The organism is Stenoxybacter acetivorans DSM 19021 (assembly GCF_000745895.1).
Lineage (GTDB): Bacteria > Pseudomonadota > Gammaproteobacteria > Burkholderiales > Neisseriaceae > Stenoxybacter > Stenoxybacter acetivorans.
In genome coordinates this window covers 16199-33302 of sequence record NZ_JQKE01000027.1, presented here as the reverse complement: position 1 = coordinate 33302, position 17104 = coordinate 16199, and the positions used below count along the sequence as shown (strand labels likewise).

Sequence of the window (17104 nt, the reverse complement as noted above, 5' to 3'; positions counted from 1 at the left end):
ATCACGTCATACGCCTGCATTGGCGCATTGAAAACAGTTTGCATTGGTGCATGGATATTGCTTTTAAAGATGATCAAATGCGAGCCAGAAATGGCTTCGCTGCTCATAACTTGGCCATATTACACCGCATATCTCTTAACCTAATCCGCCTATCACCTGTGAAGCGCAAAGGTGGCATTAAAGTACAGCGATTACTGGCGGCTACCTCTGATAATTACCGTGAGCAACTACTGAAACTGTGTTAAATCTTTCATGCGATTGCCCTGATCACCTTCCATCAAATCATTGCCGTCGCCGCCATATAAGGTATCATTATTGCCTTGTCCCATGATTTTGTCATTGCCGCTGCCGCCGTCTAAATAATCTTTGCCGTGATATTCACTCGGTACCGTATTGAGATAACCACTATAAGTGATGCCGTCGCCCCATAAAGAATCATCACCGCCCCCGCCATAAATCACATCATCGCCTGCCAACCCCTCAATATAGTCATTGCCGTCTTTATCACCTTCTTCAAGATCATCACCGAGAAGATAATCGTTTGCCCAACCGGCGTTAATAAGATCATCACCATTGCCGCCGATAACCACATCGCCTTCAGAAATACCGGATTTGATTTGAGTTTTGGTTGTTCCTGAAAAAAGGACTATACCATTGCCACCATAAGTACCCCACATTGAACCTGCTTTAATCACAGAGTAACCTGCGGGTGGTTCCCATTGATCATCAGGGCTGATTCGTCGATAGATATTTAAATACGAACTGCTTAAAATAAAATCATTGCCGTCGCCGCCGTAAAGCTGATCCGCGCCGCTGCCGCCTGTTAATAAATCATCACCCTCATTGCCGTAAATAATATCGTCGCCGTCGCTGCCGTCTAAGGCATCGTCGCCGCGAAAACCCTGCATCAAATCTTTTTCTGCCGAACCGCGAATCACATCGGCAAATCCGGACGAAGAAATACCGCCAACCAGTTCACCGGTGGCGGTATCGTAATAGACTTTCGACCAATTATAATAGTCAGGATAACTACCGGCTAAGGGTGGCATTTGATCGCCGTTGTAAATTTTATAACCATCTTTGCTTTGTTCTTGGGTTTGTAATTCAATACCGAGTACGCCGCTGTAGCCGTCTCCATTTGATGAGGCTTGCAAGAAATAATCTTTGATTAAAACCGAACTGCCGTCGGGGCGATACGAAATGGTTAAATCATTTTGCCCTGTGCGGAAAGCCAAAAACATACCGTCGGGTTTGCCTTCTTCATTCAAACTTTCCCAGCGATTGCTGCCCGCAACGGTTTCAAACAATGGACTGATGCTTTGGCTGCCGCCTGAACGGGTTCTCATTGATGCGCCGCCGTTGTTGCCAAACCAAATAACGCCTTTGCCGTCTATATCCAAAATGGTATCGCGCCCTTTGATATAATAGCCGTCAAATCCCATTCCACCCTCTAAATAATCATCTTCTGCACCGCCATCCAACGTATCTTTGCCGTCGCCGCCGTATAAATGGTCGTACCCCTCACCGCCTACTAAATTATCAATACCTGAACCGCCGAATTGAATGGTTTGTTGTGGTTCGCCAGTGCTGCCAACCAATTCAATGGATATATTTGCTTCGGCATCGGTGATTTTTAAATTCTGAGTTTTAAATTGGCTTAATTCAGAATACTTATTTAAATCTACATTTTGATAATCCACATCATAGATAGCAAAAATCTTTTTAATGTATAAAAATTGATGTCTGTCTATCAGCCAATTTCGGGTCATTTGCCCTGTGCTGTTTTCAGCATCGTATAAATCCAATTTACCATTGTCATTGTGCTGAGTATAATCAATGCCGACAAGCGCAAAAGCATTGAGTTCGACCAAAGCATAGCGGTTTGCCAAACCTATATCATTGTCTTGAGTAGCTGATGCGGCATTGGTTGCCTGAATTTGAAGATTATTACAATTTATTAAATTTTGGAGTACATCATTGTTTTTCAGTTCTTCAAGAAATTCTTCAATATTTTCGTGATAATTGATGCGAGATTCAGGGCTATCTGAAGCATCGCCAATTGAGGTATCATCGGTTTTATTTAAAATCAATTTACGGAACTGATCTAGAGCTTTTTCCAAAGAAGATTCCATTTCATTGCTGGCTTTGCTCAATAAATCATTTAATGTTTCAAAGGTTAAATTTCTGTCTAATTGCGCCAACAGATTACCTAATGCCAAAGTATCGACAAGTTTATAAATGGAGTGATTTGGAAAACCAGTTCCTTCTTCATTAAAAATTTCCTGTCTTTCACCAATTTGGTTATGATACCAATCATTGGTGGTTACGTTAATACCATTTTCAGCAAAATAATTGTTTTGCCCTGCATAAAAATCACCGTCTGAAATACCCAAAGCTAATGCGATATTCATAAAAACCAGCTCGCTAGTAGCCAGAAAACCTGCGCTATTAAAGGTATCCATACCGCTAATATTTACTGAACCGCCAAAAATTCGGGCAAAGGCACTGGCTAAATGTCCGCCTAAACTATGCCCGTTGATGTAAACACTGGTAACATTGGCTAATTCACCCGTTCCCTCAACTTCATTGCCGGTAACAAAGAAATCAGGTAAATAGTTTGTCGGCAGTTCTACATAAGCAATTTGTTTTGCCATTTCACCCACAGGTGTAGAGGCGCGTAACCACCAATTCACCATATCACCAATTTGTTTACGGGCAGCGGAATTAAAAGCCAAATCAACATCGGCTAAACCATCACCGCCTATGATAGAGCCGGGTTCAGTCCCTCGCATGGAAAGATAAACTTGTCCATCATAATCTGTATTGGCTTTACCGCGCCAAACGGTGGCATCAAAACCTGAACTGATAATAATAATATCGCCAGTTTCTTGTTGGGTAATGACTTCAAAGTTGTTACCGATAAAGTTGGCAACAGGTTTAGTCATACGGGTTTCTAATGCATCAGCAAGTGCACCACCGGTTAACGTTGCTAAATCTTCCACATAAGCAGCATCTGCCAAAAGAGCGTTGATATACACGCTATTTAATTTGCTCATTTTAAAACTCCTTATTTATTGATCCTTGGAATTGAGGTAAATTTATTTAATTTGTATAACTCAGGGGGGCTGTTTGCATAGCATTTTGTATTCCCCCAAAAAACTAAAACCATTGGTGACGAAGATGAACCCATATGCCTGACAAGGAAACCTCCTTCTGCTTCATAAGAACTATAAAAGCCATATTCTTCATTAGTTTCTTTATCATGAAAAACAATGTGCTTATAATAAATAGGAATAGCAAAACCTATCAAATGAGTGCCAACACTATCTCTATAAATCTCCTTTCCTATTATCTTTTCCCAATTAATATGGTAACTATTTGGGTTTTGGCACAGCTTTCGAAACTGCCAATAACCAACAATTTCATCACTTACGGGTAATAAAAACATTGCTATCCAAAATAAAATAGCAGCGGGTATTTTCCAAATACCCAGCTTGTTTTTAAGTTTTTTGAACAGCATATTTTGTACTTGATAAACAAATAAGCAATACAAGCCAATAACAATCAAAGCAATCAAACCAGACATCAAATATTCCTTTTTTAAGGTGATTAAAATTCATCTTTTTAAATAAAAATAGGCTGCCTGAAACTACTCAATTTAATGCCAATATTTCCAAGCAGCCTGTTTATTAAAAATTTCCTGTTTTTCACCAATTTGGTTATGATACCAATCATTGGTAGTTATGTTAATGCCGTTTTCAGCAAAATAATTATTTTGTCCTGCGTAAAAATCACCGTCTGAAATACCCAAAGCCCATGCCATATTGATAAAAACCAGCTCGCTGGTAGCCAGAAAACCTGCGCTATTAAAGGTATCAATACCGCTAATATTTACTGAACCACCAAAAATTCGGGCAAATGCACTGGCTAAATGCCCGCCTAAACTATGCCCATTGATATAAACGCTGGTAACATCGGCTAATTCGCCCGTTCCTTCAACTTCATTACCGGTAATAAAGAAATTAGGTAAATAGTTTGTCGGCAATTCTACATAAGCAATTTGTTTTGCCATTTCACCTACGGGTGCAGAAGCGCGCAGCCACCAGTTCACCATATCGCCAATTTGTTTACGGGCAGCGGAATTAAAAGCCAAATCAACATCAGCTAAACCATCACCGCCTATGATAGAGCCGGGTTCTGTCCCTCGCATGGAAAGATAAACTTGTCCATCATAATCTGTATTGGCTTTACCGCGCCAAACGGTGGCATCAAAACCTGAACTGATAATAATAATATCGCCAGTTTCTTGTTGGGTAATGACTTCAAAGTTGTTACCGATAAAGTTGGCAACAGGTTTAGTCATACGGGTTTCTAATGCATCAGCAAGTGCACCACCAGTTAACGTTGCTAAATCTTCCACATAAGCAGCATCTGCCAAAAGAGCATTGATATACACGCTATTTAATTTGTTCATTTTAAAACTCCTTATTTATTGATTTTGGGAATTGAGGTAAATTTATTCAATTTGTATAACTCAGGAGGGCTGTTTGCATAGCATTTTGCATTTTCCCCAAAAACTATTGGTGGTGAACCTGATATAATGTGCCTAACAAGAAATCCTCCTTTGGCTCGATAAAAATTATAAAAACCATACTCCTCATTGGTTTCCATATCATAAAAATTGATTCGCCTGTTATAAATTGGAATAGCAAATCCAGTCAGATGATTACCAATATCATCTGAATAGACTTCCTTTCCCTTTATTTTTTCCCAATTCATATGATGGGCATTCGGGTCTTGGCATAGTTTCCGAAATTGCCAATAACCAACAATTTCATCGCTTACAGGCAATAAAAACATCACTATCCAAAATAAAATAGCAGCAGGTATTTTCCAAATACCCAGCTTATTTTTAATTTTTTTAAATAGCATATTTTGTACTTGATAGATAAATAAACAATACAAGCAGAAAACAACCAGCAATATAAAACCACCCATTATTTACTCCTTTTTTGAGTGTAGAAACTTATCTCTTTTAAGTACAAACAAGTTGCCTGAAACTACTCAATTTTAAGATGCAGAAATTTATCTCTTTTTTAAACGCAAACAAGCTACCTGAAAGCGTGGAAACTCAGTCCCATGCTTTCAGGCAGCTTGTCTAAATAATTTAACCCAAAATATCGCCAGCATTGCCAATCCCCCGCAGGATTTAACAGCAACAACCCAATAAATAAGTAAGCCCTTGGCTAGGTGCTATTTTATGCGTTATTTTGTAAATATCAACGAAAATCTCTAAAATATTTACTTTTTTACACACTTGTTGTTTTTATGCAACCTGTTGAAAATAATAATGATTACAAGATAAATAAGCCCTAGCGCGTCCGCAGCAGCCCCTTAACAGATCATTGCCCTTGCCGCCGTCTAAAGTATCATCGCCCGCTTCGCCGAATTAAGTAATCATTGCCGATTTGGAAACGGGCAATAATATCCAATGCAAGGGCTTGGCTATTGTTTTTTTCACGGAAGCGTGAAAAAATCTTTTTCATTTTCCTCACAAAGTTTCCCAATCATGTTAGACATTCAATTATTGCGCCAAGATGTTCATGCGGTCGCCGCCAAGCTGGCTGAGCGCGGCTTTGTATTGGACACTGCCGCTTTTGAGCAATTGGAGCAGCAGCGCAAGGAATTGCAAATGCGCACCGAAGAATTGCAAGCACAGCGCAACAGCGTATCCAAACAAATCGGTGTTTTTAAGGGCAAAGGTGAACACGATAAAGCCGCTGCCGCTATGGCAGAAGTGGCGCAAATCAAAACCGATCTGGACGACACCGAAGCCGAATACCGCCGCATTCAGCAAATTTTAGATGATTTGTTAATGGGGATACCGAATCTGCCGCATGAAAGTGTGCCGCCGGGCAAAGACGAAAACGACAATATCGAGGTGCGCCGTGTCGGCACGCCGCGCGTTTTTGATTTTGAAGTGAAAGACCATGTTGATGTGGGCGAACCTTTGGGCTTGGATTTTAAAGCGGGGGCAGAGTTGTCTGGCGCGCGGTTTACGCTTATGCGCGGGGCGATGGCGCGTTTACACCGTGCCTTAGCACAATTTATGCTGGACACCCACACTCAGCAGCATGGCTATACCGAACACTACACGCCCTATATTGTGAATCCCGAAATTCTGTTCGGCACGGGACAGCTGCCCAAATTTGCCGATGATATGTTTCATGTTTTGCGCGGCGGCGATGAAACCCAGCAAAAACAATATTTAATTTCCACTGCCGAAATTTCGCTGACCAATACCGTGCGCGAGCGCATTTTATCTGCCGATGAATTGCCGAAAAAACTCACTGCTCATTCGCCCTGCTTTCGCTCCGAAGCCGGTTCATACGGCAAAGACACGCGCGGGCTGATTCGCCAGCATCAATTTGACAAAGTGGAAATGGTGCAAATCCGCCGCCCCGATGAATCTGATGCCGCTTTGGAAGAAATGGTGGGGCACGCCGAAAAAATTCTGCAATTGCTTGAATTGCCGTATCGCGTGATTGTGTTGTGTACCGGTGATATGGGTTTTTCCGCTGCCAAAACCTATGATTTGGAAGTGTGGCTGCCCGCACAAAACACTTATCGCGAAATTTCCAGCTGCTCCAACTGCGAAGACTTTCAAGCCCGCCGTATGCAAACACGGTTTAAAGATGCCGACGGCAAAAACCGTTTGGTACACACTTTAAACGGCTCAGGCTTGGCTGTGGGCAGAACCTTGGTTGCGGTATTGGAAAACCATCAGCAAGCCGACGGCAGTATTCGTATTCCTGCTGCTTTACAGCCCTATTTGGGCGGTGAAACCGTGTTGTACAGCCTGTAACTTACCGCTTGTTTCGGCTTATATAAATAAAGGCTGCCTGAAAACTTTTTCAGGCAGCCTGTTGATTTAAACCGCTTTATTGGTTAATTGGATTGCACTGAGCATTCACAATCGAAGTTGATACGACACTCGTGAATATACCCAAAGAGCAATGATAGGATTTTCCTTTCGTGATAGCCAAGTAGTTACGACGGTTTAATGTAGATTGAAATGGCTCTTGGATTTCAATCTCTTGTTCGTTCACTCCCAATAGCTGACTTGCTTGATAGCGATACAAGGCAATACTGCCTTGTTCTTGGTAGATTTTTGCTGCTTCATTTGTGGATATGGAGGTACAAGCGGTTAATCCTAATATCAAACCGCTTAATACCCATAATCGATAAATTTTATTTACAATCATCTTGAAATCCTATCTTCAATTATCAAAAAAATTATCAAAAAGTTAATTACAAAAAATATCAGCATTTTATTCAAAACATTGGTGTTTTTCTGCTTCTCATACATTTTGAATACATATTCTTAATCCGCTGATAATTACACAGTATTCAGTTAATTGAATTGGCTTCTTTGCCATAACGAGCGGGCTGCACCGCATTGCTGCCATTCAGTCCGCCTTTTTTCACCGCGTTCATGCAATGCTGTTGCGGTATATTTAAAATGCTTCCGCCGGCAAATCCAATATGGCTTTACTGCCGTATTGCATTTGCGCGGCGTATGTATGAATTTTCGGTAATATTTGGGCAAAAAAGACACGAACAATGTGTTGTTGGCTGTGATAAAAATCTTCATCAAACGGTGCATTATCCACATCTGCCAACGCTTCTTGCGCCGCCAGATAATGCCGTGCCATAGCGATTGCGCCCAAAGTACACGCCATTTGCTGCAAATACGCGTTTGCACCTGCCTGAACCTGCTGCGCTTGTGTTGCTGTGTTGTTCAAAACCCAGTCTACGCCGCTTTCAGCCAGCCGCAATGCCTGCGTTAAGTTTTCCGCCAAATCTTCGGCATCGCCGCTTAATTTCGCCGCCAGTGCTTCACCCGCCGCCAATAACGCACGGGCAGCTTTGCCGCCGTTGCCCGCCGTTTTCCGCCCGATTAAATCCTGTGCCTGTATGCCGTTTGTGCCTTCATAAATGGCGGTAATGCGCACATCGCGCACATATTGCGCCACGCCGCTCTCTTCAATATAACCCATGCCGCCGAATACTTGCATTGCTGTGTTGGTTAATATTGTGCCGTTATCAGTACTCCACGCCTTAACAATCGGTATTAAAAAACCCAGCTCATCTTGGGCGCGCTGCTGCTCTTGCGGATTGGGGTGATGCCGTGCGGTATCAATGGCGGCGGCTGCCTGAAAATACAAAGCGCGCTGTGCTGCCAAAACGGCTTTTTGCACCGCCAGCATACGCCGAACATCGGGGTGTTGGATAATAACGGCTTTTTCACCGTTTGCACCGCGGCCTTGCACCCGCTCCTTGGCATAGGATGCGGCTGCCTGAAAAGCACGTTCCGCCACCGCATGTCCTTCAATGCCCACACACAAACGCGCATGGTTCATCATCGTAAACATATACGCCAAGCCTTTATTGGCTTCGCCCACCAAATACGCTTCCGCTTCCTCAAACTGCATCACGCAAGTTGGGCTGGCATGAATGCCCATTTTGTGTTCCAGCGACACCACGGACACTGTGTTTTTTTGATTGGTTGTGCTGCCTTGCTCATCAAGCAGGTATTTCGGGCAGATAAACAGAGAAATGCCTTTTACGCCGGCGGGGGCATCGGGCAGGCGCGCCAGCACCAAGTGAACAATGTTTTCGGTTAATTCTTGCTCACCCCATGTAATAAAGATTTTTTGCCCGCTGACGGCATACGCGCCGTTGTCTTTGGGCGTGGCTTTTGTATTGATTTGACTCAAATCCGAACCCGCTTGCGGCTCGGTTAAATTCATTGTGCCTGTCCACAATCCGGCACTCATTTTGGGCAAATAGGTTTGTTTTTGTTGTTCATTGGCATGGTTGTGTATGGCTTCAGCCGCGCCCAAAGTAAGCATTGACAATAAAGAAAACGCCAAATTGGCGGAACACCACATTTCTTCGCAAGCCGCTGCCACCGATGCCGGCAAGCCTTGCCCGCCATATGCTTCCGGTGCACGCAAACCCATCCAACCCGCTTCACAAAACCGTTGATATGCCGTTGCAATATCGGAGTGCGTGATCACTTTGCCGTTTGCCAGTTTTGCGCCGTTTAAATCACCCGTGCGGTTGGTTGCTGCCAATTCATTTTCGGCAAACTTCGCCGCTTCCGCCAGCACGGCATCAACGGTATCAAAATCCAAGCCCAGCGCATTGGGCAGTGACAAAATTTCAGGTAGCCTGCCGTGTGTTTGCAGAGAAAAACGCAGTTCATTTAAAGGAACACGATAAGTCATGGTTTTATTTCTCCTGTTTTAATGGTTCAACGCCAAATAATCCTGATTGTTGTTGCAGAGCAACGGCTTGCCATAACGGCGCGCACGTCTATTTCTTATCTTAGGCTTCGCCAATCAAAAAAACAATAAAAAGCTGCCTGAAAAATTTCGGCAGCTTTTTTACATATAAATAACTCATTAGAAAATCAATTAATGGTCTGATGCTTCCGATGCACCGATGCCTGTCATAGAACGCACATACTGTGCTTCAAAACCGGCTTTATCGTGCTTGGCTTGTTCTGAATTATCGGTAATTGACACAATCCACGCCACGATAAACGCCAGCGGAATGGTGAAAATAGCAGGGCTGCCGTAGGGGAAAATCGCCTTTTCATGCCCCAAAACGCTCACCCAAACCGTGGGACCCAAAACAATCAGCAACATTGCTACGCCGAGACCAACGAAACCGCCCACCACCGCACCGCGCGTGGTTAAACCTTTCCAGAACATGGAGAGCATTAAAATCGGGAAGTTGCCTGAAGCCGCCAGCGCAAACGCTAAGCCCACCATAAACGCGACATTTTGATTTTCAAACAAAATACCCAGAATCACTGCCAACACACCCAAAGCCAAGGTAGTAATGCGCGACACCAATAATTCTTGGCGGCCGGTGGCCGTGCCTTTTTTAATCACAGAGGAATACAAATCATGGCTCACTGCCGATGCACCTGATAAGGTCAAACCGGCAACCACTGCCAAAATCGTGGCAAACGCAACCGCAGAAATAAAGCCCAAGAAATAATCACCGCCCACCGCTCCTGCCAAATGCACAGCAGACATATTGGTGCCGCCTATCATTTCATACACTGTTTTACCATCACGAATCATTTCAGTGAAAAACGCAGGATTGTCTTTGGTAACCATCATAATCGCGCCAAAGCCGATAATGAACGTGAGGATATAGAAATAAGCGAGCAATCCGGTTGCCACCACCACTGATTTACGCGCTTCACGGGCATCAGGCACAGTGAAAAAACGCATCAGAATATGCGGCAAACCCGCCGTGCCAAGCATCAGCGACAAGCCCAGCGACAAGGCATCAATCGGATTTTTTACCAAACCGCCCGGCTGTAAAATGGCTGTGCCGTTTTCGTGAATATCGGTGGCTTTCTTGAACATACCCTCAAAGCTGAAGCCGGAAAATTTCAGCACCATGATCGCCATAAAGGTTGCGCCCGCCAGCAGCATCACTGCCTTTACGATTTGCACCCATGTGGTTGCCAGCATACCGCCGAACAACACATACATAATCATCAAGACGCTGACAATAATCACTGCCCAAATATAGTCCATACCAAACAGCAATTGAATCAATTTTCCCGCGCCCACCACTTGCGCAATCAAATAAAACATCACCACCAATAAAGTACCTGTTGCCGCAAACACACGTACCGGTGTTTGTTTTAAGCGGTAGGCAACCACATCAGAAAAAGTGAATTTCCCTAAATTGCGCAAGCGTTCGGCAACCAAAAACAGCATAATCGGCCAGCCCACTAAAAAACCGGTGGAATAAATTAAACCATCGTAGCCTGTGGTATAAACCATTGCCGAAATCCCCAAAAACGACGCGGCAGACATAAAATCGCCCGCAATCGCCAAGCCATTCCGAAATCCGGAAATGCCGCCGCCGGCGGTGTAAAAATCTTTGGTGGATTTGGTTTGTTTGGCTGCCCAATAGGTGATGTAAAGTGTTGCGCCCACAAAAATGAAAAACATAATAATCGCGGGTATGTTAATCGCCTGCTTTTCTACTTCACCTGTAAAGGCATCAGCCCATGCCGCCGAAGCGGCAAGCATGGGCATCAGCACCGTGAGTATTTTTTTCATTAATTTTCTCCCTTGATTTGGGTACTGACTTCACGCACCACCTCTTGCGTCATGGTTTCGTATTCGCCGTTGGCTTTATGCACATAAATGGCAGTAATAACAAACGAGAATAAAATGACAAATAAGCCAAGATAAATGCCCCATGTGGTTACACCATCGTCAAATACCGGCACACCGAAACTTTCGGGGCTGATACCCATAAACGAGATATACACCACATAAACCAAAAAAATCAGGACTGAAAACGACCAGCCCAAAATGGCTTTTTTGCGTGCCATGCGCTGAAACTCAGGGTTGGACAATACCCGACGCACCAATTGCTGCTCCATGCTTCTCTCCTTATTATGTAGTCTTGGCATCGCTGCTGCATTTTTTCAAAACCAATAAAAACAAACTGCCTGAGTGCACTCATGTTGCTGCCAGCGGTTTATTTCTACCGCCATGCAAGGTGCTGTTTTTCATCGGCACTTGTGTTGTATTCGTTTTGTGTGGGTGCATTAGAAAGCACCGCACCGATATTGGCTAATTTTTTTTTTTGATGCCTGCTATCGGTTTCATGAATGTTGCACTGCAATAAATAATAAAAAACAACATATTATGGCTTAAAAAATGAAATTAACCCAGCTTAACAAATAACCCAATTCAACCATTAAAACCACCCGAACACCACATCAGCATTCACATAAAGGCAGCCTGATACGCTAAAATATTGGCTTGACTTATCTCAAATCACATCATGAAACCATCTTTACTGGAAAAATTGCAGCAGCTTACCGACAGGCTTGAAGAAGTTACCCGTCTATTGGGCAGCCCCGATGTTGCCGACAATATGGATCAATACCGCAAACTCACCCGTGAACACGCTGAAATCACGCCGGTGGCGGAAACCTATCGCCGATACACCCAATCCCAAGCCGATTGGGCGGCGGCAGAAGAAATGCTTAAAGACCCCGATATGAAAGAATTTGCCGCTGAAGAATGCGAAGCGGCGCAAGCACGCATGAGTGAATTGGACGCAGAATTACAAAAACTGCTGCTGCCCAAAGACGAAGACGATGACAAAAATATTTTTATTGAAATCCGCGCCGGCACAGGCGGCGATGAAGCGGCATTATTCGTCGGCGATTTGCTGCGCATGTACAGCCGCTTTGCCGAACGCAAGGGCTGGCAAACCGAAATCGTGTCCGCCAGCGACAGCGATTTGGGCGGCTATAAAGAAGTTATCGTGCGCTTGGTGGGTTTAGGCGCGTATCAGCAGTTGAAATTTGAATCCGGCGGGCATCGCGTTCAGCGCGTTCCCGTAACCGAAAGCCAAGGGCGTATTCACACATCGGCGTGCACCGTGGCGGTGATGCCTGAAGCCGATGAGTTGGAAGTTATCGAATTGAATCCCGCCGACTTGCGCATTGACACTTTCCGAGCTTCCGGCGCGGGCGGGCAGCACATCAACAAAACCGATTCAGCCGTGCGCATTACTCATTTACCCAGCGGCACTGTGGTGGAATGCCAAGACGGGCGTTCACAGCACGCCAATAAGGCACAAGCCATGAAAGTGCTGGCGGCACGCTTGCATGAACAGCAAAAACGCACCGCCCACGCCAAAGAAGCCGCTGAACGAAAAAGCCTGATCGGCAGCGGCGATCGCAGCGAACGCATTCGTACCTACAACTACCCGCAAGGCCGCGTTACCGACCACCGCATTAACCTCACCCTGCACAAACTTGATTTCATTATGGACGGTGATTTGAGTGAATTAACCAACGCGCTGATTGCCGAACATCAAGCGGAATTGCTGGCACAACTGGCAGCGTGATTTTGGTTTTATGGATAAATAACTTTATTTTTCAGTATTCAGAGCAGGTTACAATCATAATAATTTTTTAAAAACATAGGGTTAAATATTAAAAATCGTGCTGGAATAATGGACTTTTTACTTATTTGGCCCTATCTTCTGCCAACACAGCAATAGGCTACCTGAAACCTATTCAGGCAGCCTATTGATTTCATTCAAATGCAGCATAACGAAACGGCACAGAAATCACTGTGCCTTTCGTAATCGTTCAGCAACGGCTGATTATTTTGGTTAAAAACACCAACAGCGTAAGCCTTTATTCTGCCGATAAAAAAAGCTGAATCCCGAAAGATTCAGCTTTTTGTTTAACGTACTCGGCACTAAGCCAAATCACAGACCCAGTCGGGTTTAATTAGAATACGTGTTTCAGACCAGCACCGAAAGCAGTGGTAGTTTGTTTACCTTTACTTTCACCTAAGTAATCTAGACCTCGACCTTCACGCAACCAACCAGCTTGTACGTTGGCAGTGGTGCGTTTGCTGAAGCTGTAGTCCGCACCCAATACGATTTGGTCGTATTTGGTGTTTGCAGATTTTTCAGATTTACCAGTACCGGCACTTTTAACATCCCAGCCGTGTGCGTAAGAAATTTTCGGGAACACATTGCCGAAATGGTAACCGGCAGTAATCACAGCTTCCTGGGTGCGCACTGGGCTACCGCCATAGTTAACAATGTAGAAAGCATCTGCCTTATCATTGTAGCCTAACAGGTTTTTGGCGTTTTGGTAACCCACAGCCACCAACAGGTTGTTGGCATCATAACCAGCTTCTAAGCGGTGTAATTGACCGTTGAAAGTACCGGCACTGTTTTTGTGGTATTCATAAGAATATTTACCAAAGAAACCGGCATTTTCGTAGCTTAAGCCAACGTTGTAAGTATCTTTAGATTTTTTATCAGCAACAGCAGGACGTGCAGCAGCATCATCTCTGGAATCAGTACCACCATAATAGGTACCGGTTGCGTCAGTTGCCAAACCTTTGTTGTTGTCGCTGGGAGAGTACAACAAAGAAGCACTAAAACCGGCAAATTCAGGAGAATCGTAACGAACACCAGCGAAACGGGTATCAAAGCGAGTAAATGTACCCAGACCCAAAACGCTGTTATTGTATTCCCACGGATCTACTTGTTCCATATCAGAATTTGAGTAGTTGCTCAAATAACCGGCGCGGATTTTACCGAAAGGTGTTTCCAAACCAATAAAAGAATCGCGAGTAGCAAATTGGTTTTTGGTATTTGTTTTACCGTCGGCCAAACCCACTTTAGATTCAACTTGCCAAATAGCATTCAAGCCATTGCCCAAATCTTCTTTGCCTTTGAAACCGATGCGTGAACCGTAGTCAGCGATACCGTTTTCTACGCCGCTACCCCAGTCTTTTACATCTTTGATGCCACTAATTTTAGTAGAGCTGGCTTCATAGCCAGCTTTAATTTGACCATACAAAGTAACTTCAGCCATAGCGGCAACCGGCAGAGTGGTCAAAGCCAGAGCAATCAGGGTTTTTTTCATTGCTGTCTTCCTTTTTAAATAAGTGAAAAAAAACTTCAAACCGCATCATGCGGCCTTGAAAAGTTTTGCTTTAATCGCCGCGTCAGCGATTACATGGAGAGAAATATAATGCTTTCGTTGTAAAAAAACAAATTTGATTGTGTATTTGCCGCCTGCCCTATGATGATTTCAGGCTACCTGAAGTCCTTTTTTGTTAAATATTTTATTATTTTTCAGTGAATTAAATTTTAATTCTCTTTGCTTTTACACAAAACCAGACTTATTTTTTAGTGTTGTATTTTTTTCACAACTTGGTTTCTTTCTTAATATGCGTTATTAATGTTTTGACTCAAACGTGCATTTTTAATTATACTAAAATATAACTTTAAAGAGGTGTTACTATGCACACAACCAATCTTCGCAAGGTTGGCGGATCGGTGATGCTGGCTATTCCGCCGGCAATTTTGGATATTTTACATTTACAGGCGGGTGCTGCAATCAATATAACGGTTGCCGATGGTCATTTGGTCGTAATACCCAAACAAAAGCCACACTATACATTGACAGAGCTGTTGGCTGATGCGCAAGCAAACAATGTATATCCTTTATCAGAAGAAGAGCGGGAATGGTTTGATGCTTCTGCTGTTGGGAAAGAGTTAATTTAAATGAAACGCGGCGATATTTACCTTGTGGATTTAAACCCGACAGCAGGATATGAACAGCGAGGAAACCGTCCTGTATTGATTGTGTCTCCTGACGCTTTCAATCAACTGACACAATGTCCTGTGGTTCTACCTATTACCAACGGCGGCGGTTTTGCCCGCCGTGTTGGTTTTGCTGTACCAATCAACGGTATTAAAATCACCGGCATTGTGCGCTGTGATCAACCCAGAACGCTTGATTTAATTGCCAGAAACGGGCGTAAAGTGGATACTTTACCTGATGTGATTATGGACGAGGTTCTTGCTGTTGCAGCAACCTTGTTTCAGTAGTGTAATGATAATATGTCTTTCAAGCTGATTTTGTGCACTAACAGAACAAAACAGGCTGCCTTAATATATTGCCCTGAGACATATATTGCTTTGAAATGCAAAACACCGTTACGCCGCAGCCAATATCGGTATTTCCAACCATTGCGCATTGGGAAAATACTGAAGTAATTGTTGCTGCAAAAAAGCGGCACTGTCTTGTGAAATCAGCCTGTCTTTCGATTCATCACGCAAGTTATACGCCAACGCATAAAGACTTAATCCGCGCCTGTGCAGTGCTTCGAGGCTGAGCAGCGTGTGATTGATGCTGCCCAGTCTGCCGGAGCTTACCAAAATCACGGGGTATTGTTGTGCGGCAATATAATCTATAGTCAGTAAATCTGCTGTCAGCGGCACCATTAAACCACCCGCACCTTCCAGTAAAACCAAATCATAACGTTGCCGCAGTTGTTGGGTTGCCGCGCGGATTTTAGCTAAATCCAAATACCGCCCCGCCAGCTGAGCCGCCAAATGCGGCGAGGCGGGATAAGGGAAAATTTCGGGTGCGGTTATGCCGCTGATGTCTTCAGGCAGCCGTGCAATACCCATAATGCGCCGATGTTCCGCAATGTCTTCGGAAAAAGCATCATTACCGGTTTGCACCAGTTTCTGGGTAATCACGCGCATGCCTTGCGCTTGCCATTGCCGTGCCAAAAAACCGGTGGCATAGGTTTTGCCGATGTGGGTATCAATGCCGCTGACAAAATAGACTTGTCCTGTCATGAAATTTTCCTGGCGATGCAATAAATGGGGTGGTATGTTAAGGGGTAACGCGTATCGTTGCCGTGTTGCGCCGCCAGCTGCCGATATGCCGCATCAAACCGCTGCAAGCCGCCCCTGCTCCAACAATAATCGCCAGCAGCAGTAACGCCGCTGGCTTGCAAATGACGCAAAACAGCGTTGGCATGTTCAAAAAACAAAATTTGCCGCTCTTCATGCCACATGCACACTTCAAAACCCAATGCGGGCAATTGCGTACAGGCTGCCTGAAAACCAACATAATCCAAGCCCACGCCCAATATCTGCCGTATTTCCGATAAATTATCCGTACCGAAAGCGGCAAAGCACAGCCAACCTTGGTGGTTTAAGGCTTGCGCGAAACGGGCAAACAATGCCGCGGGTTGATTTGCCCACTGCAAAGCAGAAGCGGAAAAAATGGCATCAAGGTTTTCAGGCAGCCGAATGCGCTCCATATCCCCTTCAATATGGGTAATGCCTACTGGCTTTTGGCTGAGATTACCCATATTTAAATCGTTTAAATACAGCCGGTTAATTTTAATGTACTGCTGTAACAAGCGAGTAAGGTTGCCGCTGCCGCAACCCACTTCCAAAACGCGTTCAAACGATTGAGGGCAATGGGTTTTTACCCACCACATCAATTGCCGGCAAACATTGCTCTGCACCACGGCATGGCGGTGATAGGTAGCGGCGGCACGGTTAAACCGTTGGGCTATGCGCTGTTTATTGAGCATTGGCATGGTGTATTTTGAGTCTGTTTTATATTGTGTGTTCAGAAAACTGTTTTCAGAAACAGATTGTACGGAATTGTATTGGTTGCCTGCTTGATAATCCATTTATC

The 17104-nt window shown here is 44.3% G+C and carries 15 protein-coding genes and 2 pseudogenes; 5 read left to right on the top strand and 12 right to left on the bottom strand.

Annotated elements, in window-relative coordinates; all coding sequences use genetic code 11:
- Positions 1-245 (top strand): annotated as a pseudogene (locus Q384_RS13610) (ISAs1 family transposase); the annotation flags it as partial.
- On the opposite strand, the gene Q384_RS14255 reads toward Q384_RS13610, so the two are convergent.
- The 5 genes and pseudogenes from Q384_RS14255 to Q384_RS14490 form a co-directional block, all read right to left on the bottom strand.
- Positions 228-3056 (bottom strand): calcium-binding protein, encoded by a 2829-nt coding sequence (locus Q384_RS14255; protein ID WP_037586367.1) that lies wholly within the window; start codon positions 3054-3056, stop codon positions 228-230. The pseudogene Q384_RS13610 and the gene Q384_RS14255 sit on opposite strands and share 18 nt — an antisense overlap.
- Positions 3057-3067: 11 nt before the next feature.
- On the bottom strand, positions 3068-3586 hold the full coding sequence (locus Q384_RS05035) for a hypothetical protein (RefSeq protein WP_037586366.1): 519 nt from the start codon (positions 3584-3586) through the stop codon (positions 3068-3070).
- Between the two features lie 72 nt (positions 3587-3658).
- Positions 3659-4474, bottom strand: a complete 816-nt coding sequence (locus Q384_RS05030; protein ID WP_037586365.1) for a hypothetical protein — start codon at positions 4472-4474, stop codon at positions 3659-3661.
- 11 nt (positions 4475-4485) lie between these two features.
- Positions 4486-4998, bottom strand: a complete 513-nt coding sequence (locus Q384_RS05025; RefSeq protein WP_037586364.1) for a hypothetical protein — start codon at positions 4996-4998, stop codon at positions 4486-4488.
- A gap of 328 nt (positions 4999-5326) precedes the next feature.
- A pseudogene (locus Q384_RS14490) lies at positions 5327-5425 on the bottom strand (hypothetical protein); the annotation flags it as partial.
- 144 nt (positions 5426-5569) lie between these two features.
- On the opposite strand from Q384_RS14490, the gene serS reads away from it, so the two are divergent.
- Positions 5570-6865, top strand: a complete 1296-nt coding sequence (gene serS / locus Q384_RS05020; RefSeq protein WP_037586363.1) for a serine--tRNA ligase — start codon at positions 5570-5572, stop codon at positions 6863-6865.
- Positions 6866-6941: 76 nt separating this feature from the next.
- On the opposite strand, the gene Q384_RS05015 is transcribed toward serS, so the two are convergent.
- From Q384_RS05015 to Q384_RS05000, 4 genes are all read right to left on the bottom strand, one after another.
- A complete protein-coding gene (locus tag Q384_RS05015; protein WP_037586362.1) occupies positions 6942-7265 on the bottom strand; it encodes a hypothetical protein in 324 nt (107 codons plus the stop codon).
- A 252-nt stretch (positions 7266-7517) separates the two neighbouring features.
- Positions 7518-9293 (bottom strand): acyl-CoA dehydrogenase family protein, encoded by a 1776-nt coding sequence (locus Q384_RS05010; RefSeq protein WP_037586361.1) that lies wholly within the window; start codon positions 9291-9293, stop codon positions 7518-7520.
- Positions 9294-9482: 189 nt separating this feature from the next.
- Positions 9483-11159 (bottom strand): cation acetate symporter, encoded by a 1677-nt coding sequence (locus Q384_RS05005; RefSeq protein WP_037586360.1) that lies wholly within the window; start codon positions 11157-11159, stop codon positions 9483-9485.
- Positions 11159-11488: a DUF485 domain-containing protein gene (locus Q384_RS05000; RefSeq protein WP_037586359.1), complete on the bottom strand. Its 330-nt coding sequence runs from the start codon at positions 11486-11488 to the stop codon at positions 11159-11161. The genes Q384_RS05005 and Q384_RS05000 overlap by 1 nt, the downstream gene beginning before the upstream one ends.
- Positions 11489-11895: 407 nt before the next feature.
- Between Q384_RS05000 and prfA the strand changes: the two genes are divergently transcribed.
- Positions 11896-12972 carry a peptide chain release factor 1 gene (prfA, locus tag Q384_RS04995; protein WP_037586358.1) on the top strand — a complete coding sequence of 359 codons (1077 nt, stop codon included), beginning with the start codon at positions 11896-11898 and terminating at the stop codon, positions 12970-12972.
- Positions 12973-13363: 391 nt separating this feature from the next.
- On the opposite strand, the gene Q384_RS04990 is transcribed toward prfA, so the two are convergent.
- The gene (locus tag Q384_RS04990) at positions 13364-14518 is read right to left on the bottom strand and encodes a porin (protein WP_037586357.1); all 1155 of its coding nucleotides are present in this window, start codon (positions 14516-14518) and stop codon (positions 13364-13366) included.
- Positions 14519-14898: 380 nt separating this feature from the next.
- On the opposite strand from Q384_RS04990, the gene Q384_RS04985 reads away from it, so the two are divergent.
- Complete coding sequence (locus tag Q384_RS04985; protein WP_037586356.1) at positions 14899-15162, top strand: AbrB/MazE/SpoVT family DNA-binding domain-containing protein; 264 nt, start codon at positions 14899-14901, stop codon at positions 15160-15162.
- On the top strand, positions 15163-15489 hold the full coding sequence (locus Q384_RS04980; protein WP_037586355.1) for a type II toxin-antitoxin system PemK/MazF family toxin: 327 nt from the start codon (positions 15163-15165) through the stop codon (positions 15487-15489).
- Between the two features lie 108 nt (positions 15490-15597).
- On the opposite strand, the gene bioD is transcribed toward Q384_RS04980, so the two are convergent.
- Complete coding sequence (gene bioD, locus Q384_RS04975; RefSeq protein ID WP_037586354.1) at positions 15598-16248, bottom strand: dethiobiotin synthase; 651 nt, start codon at positions 16246-16248, stop codon at positions 15598-15600.
- Positions 16245-17099, bottom strand: coding sequence for a malonyl-ACP O-methyltransferase (locus tag Q384_RS04970; RefSeq protein ID WP_084224400.1), 855 nt, complete (start codon positions 17097-17099; stop codon positions 16245-16247). The genes bioD and Q384_RS04970 overlap by 4 nt, the downstream gene beginning before the upstream one ends.
- Positions 17100-17104 lie beyond the last annotated feature (5 nt).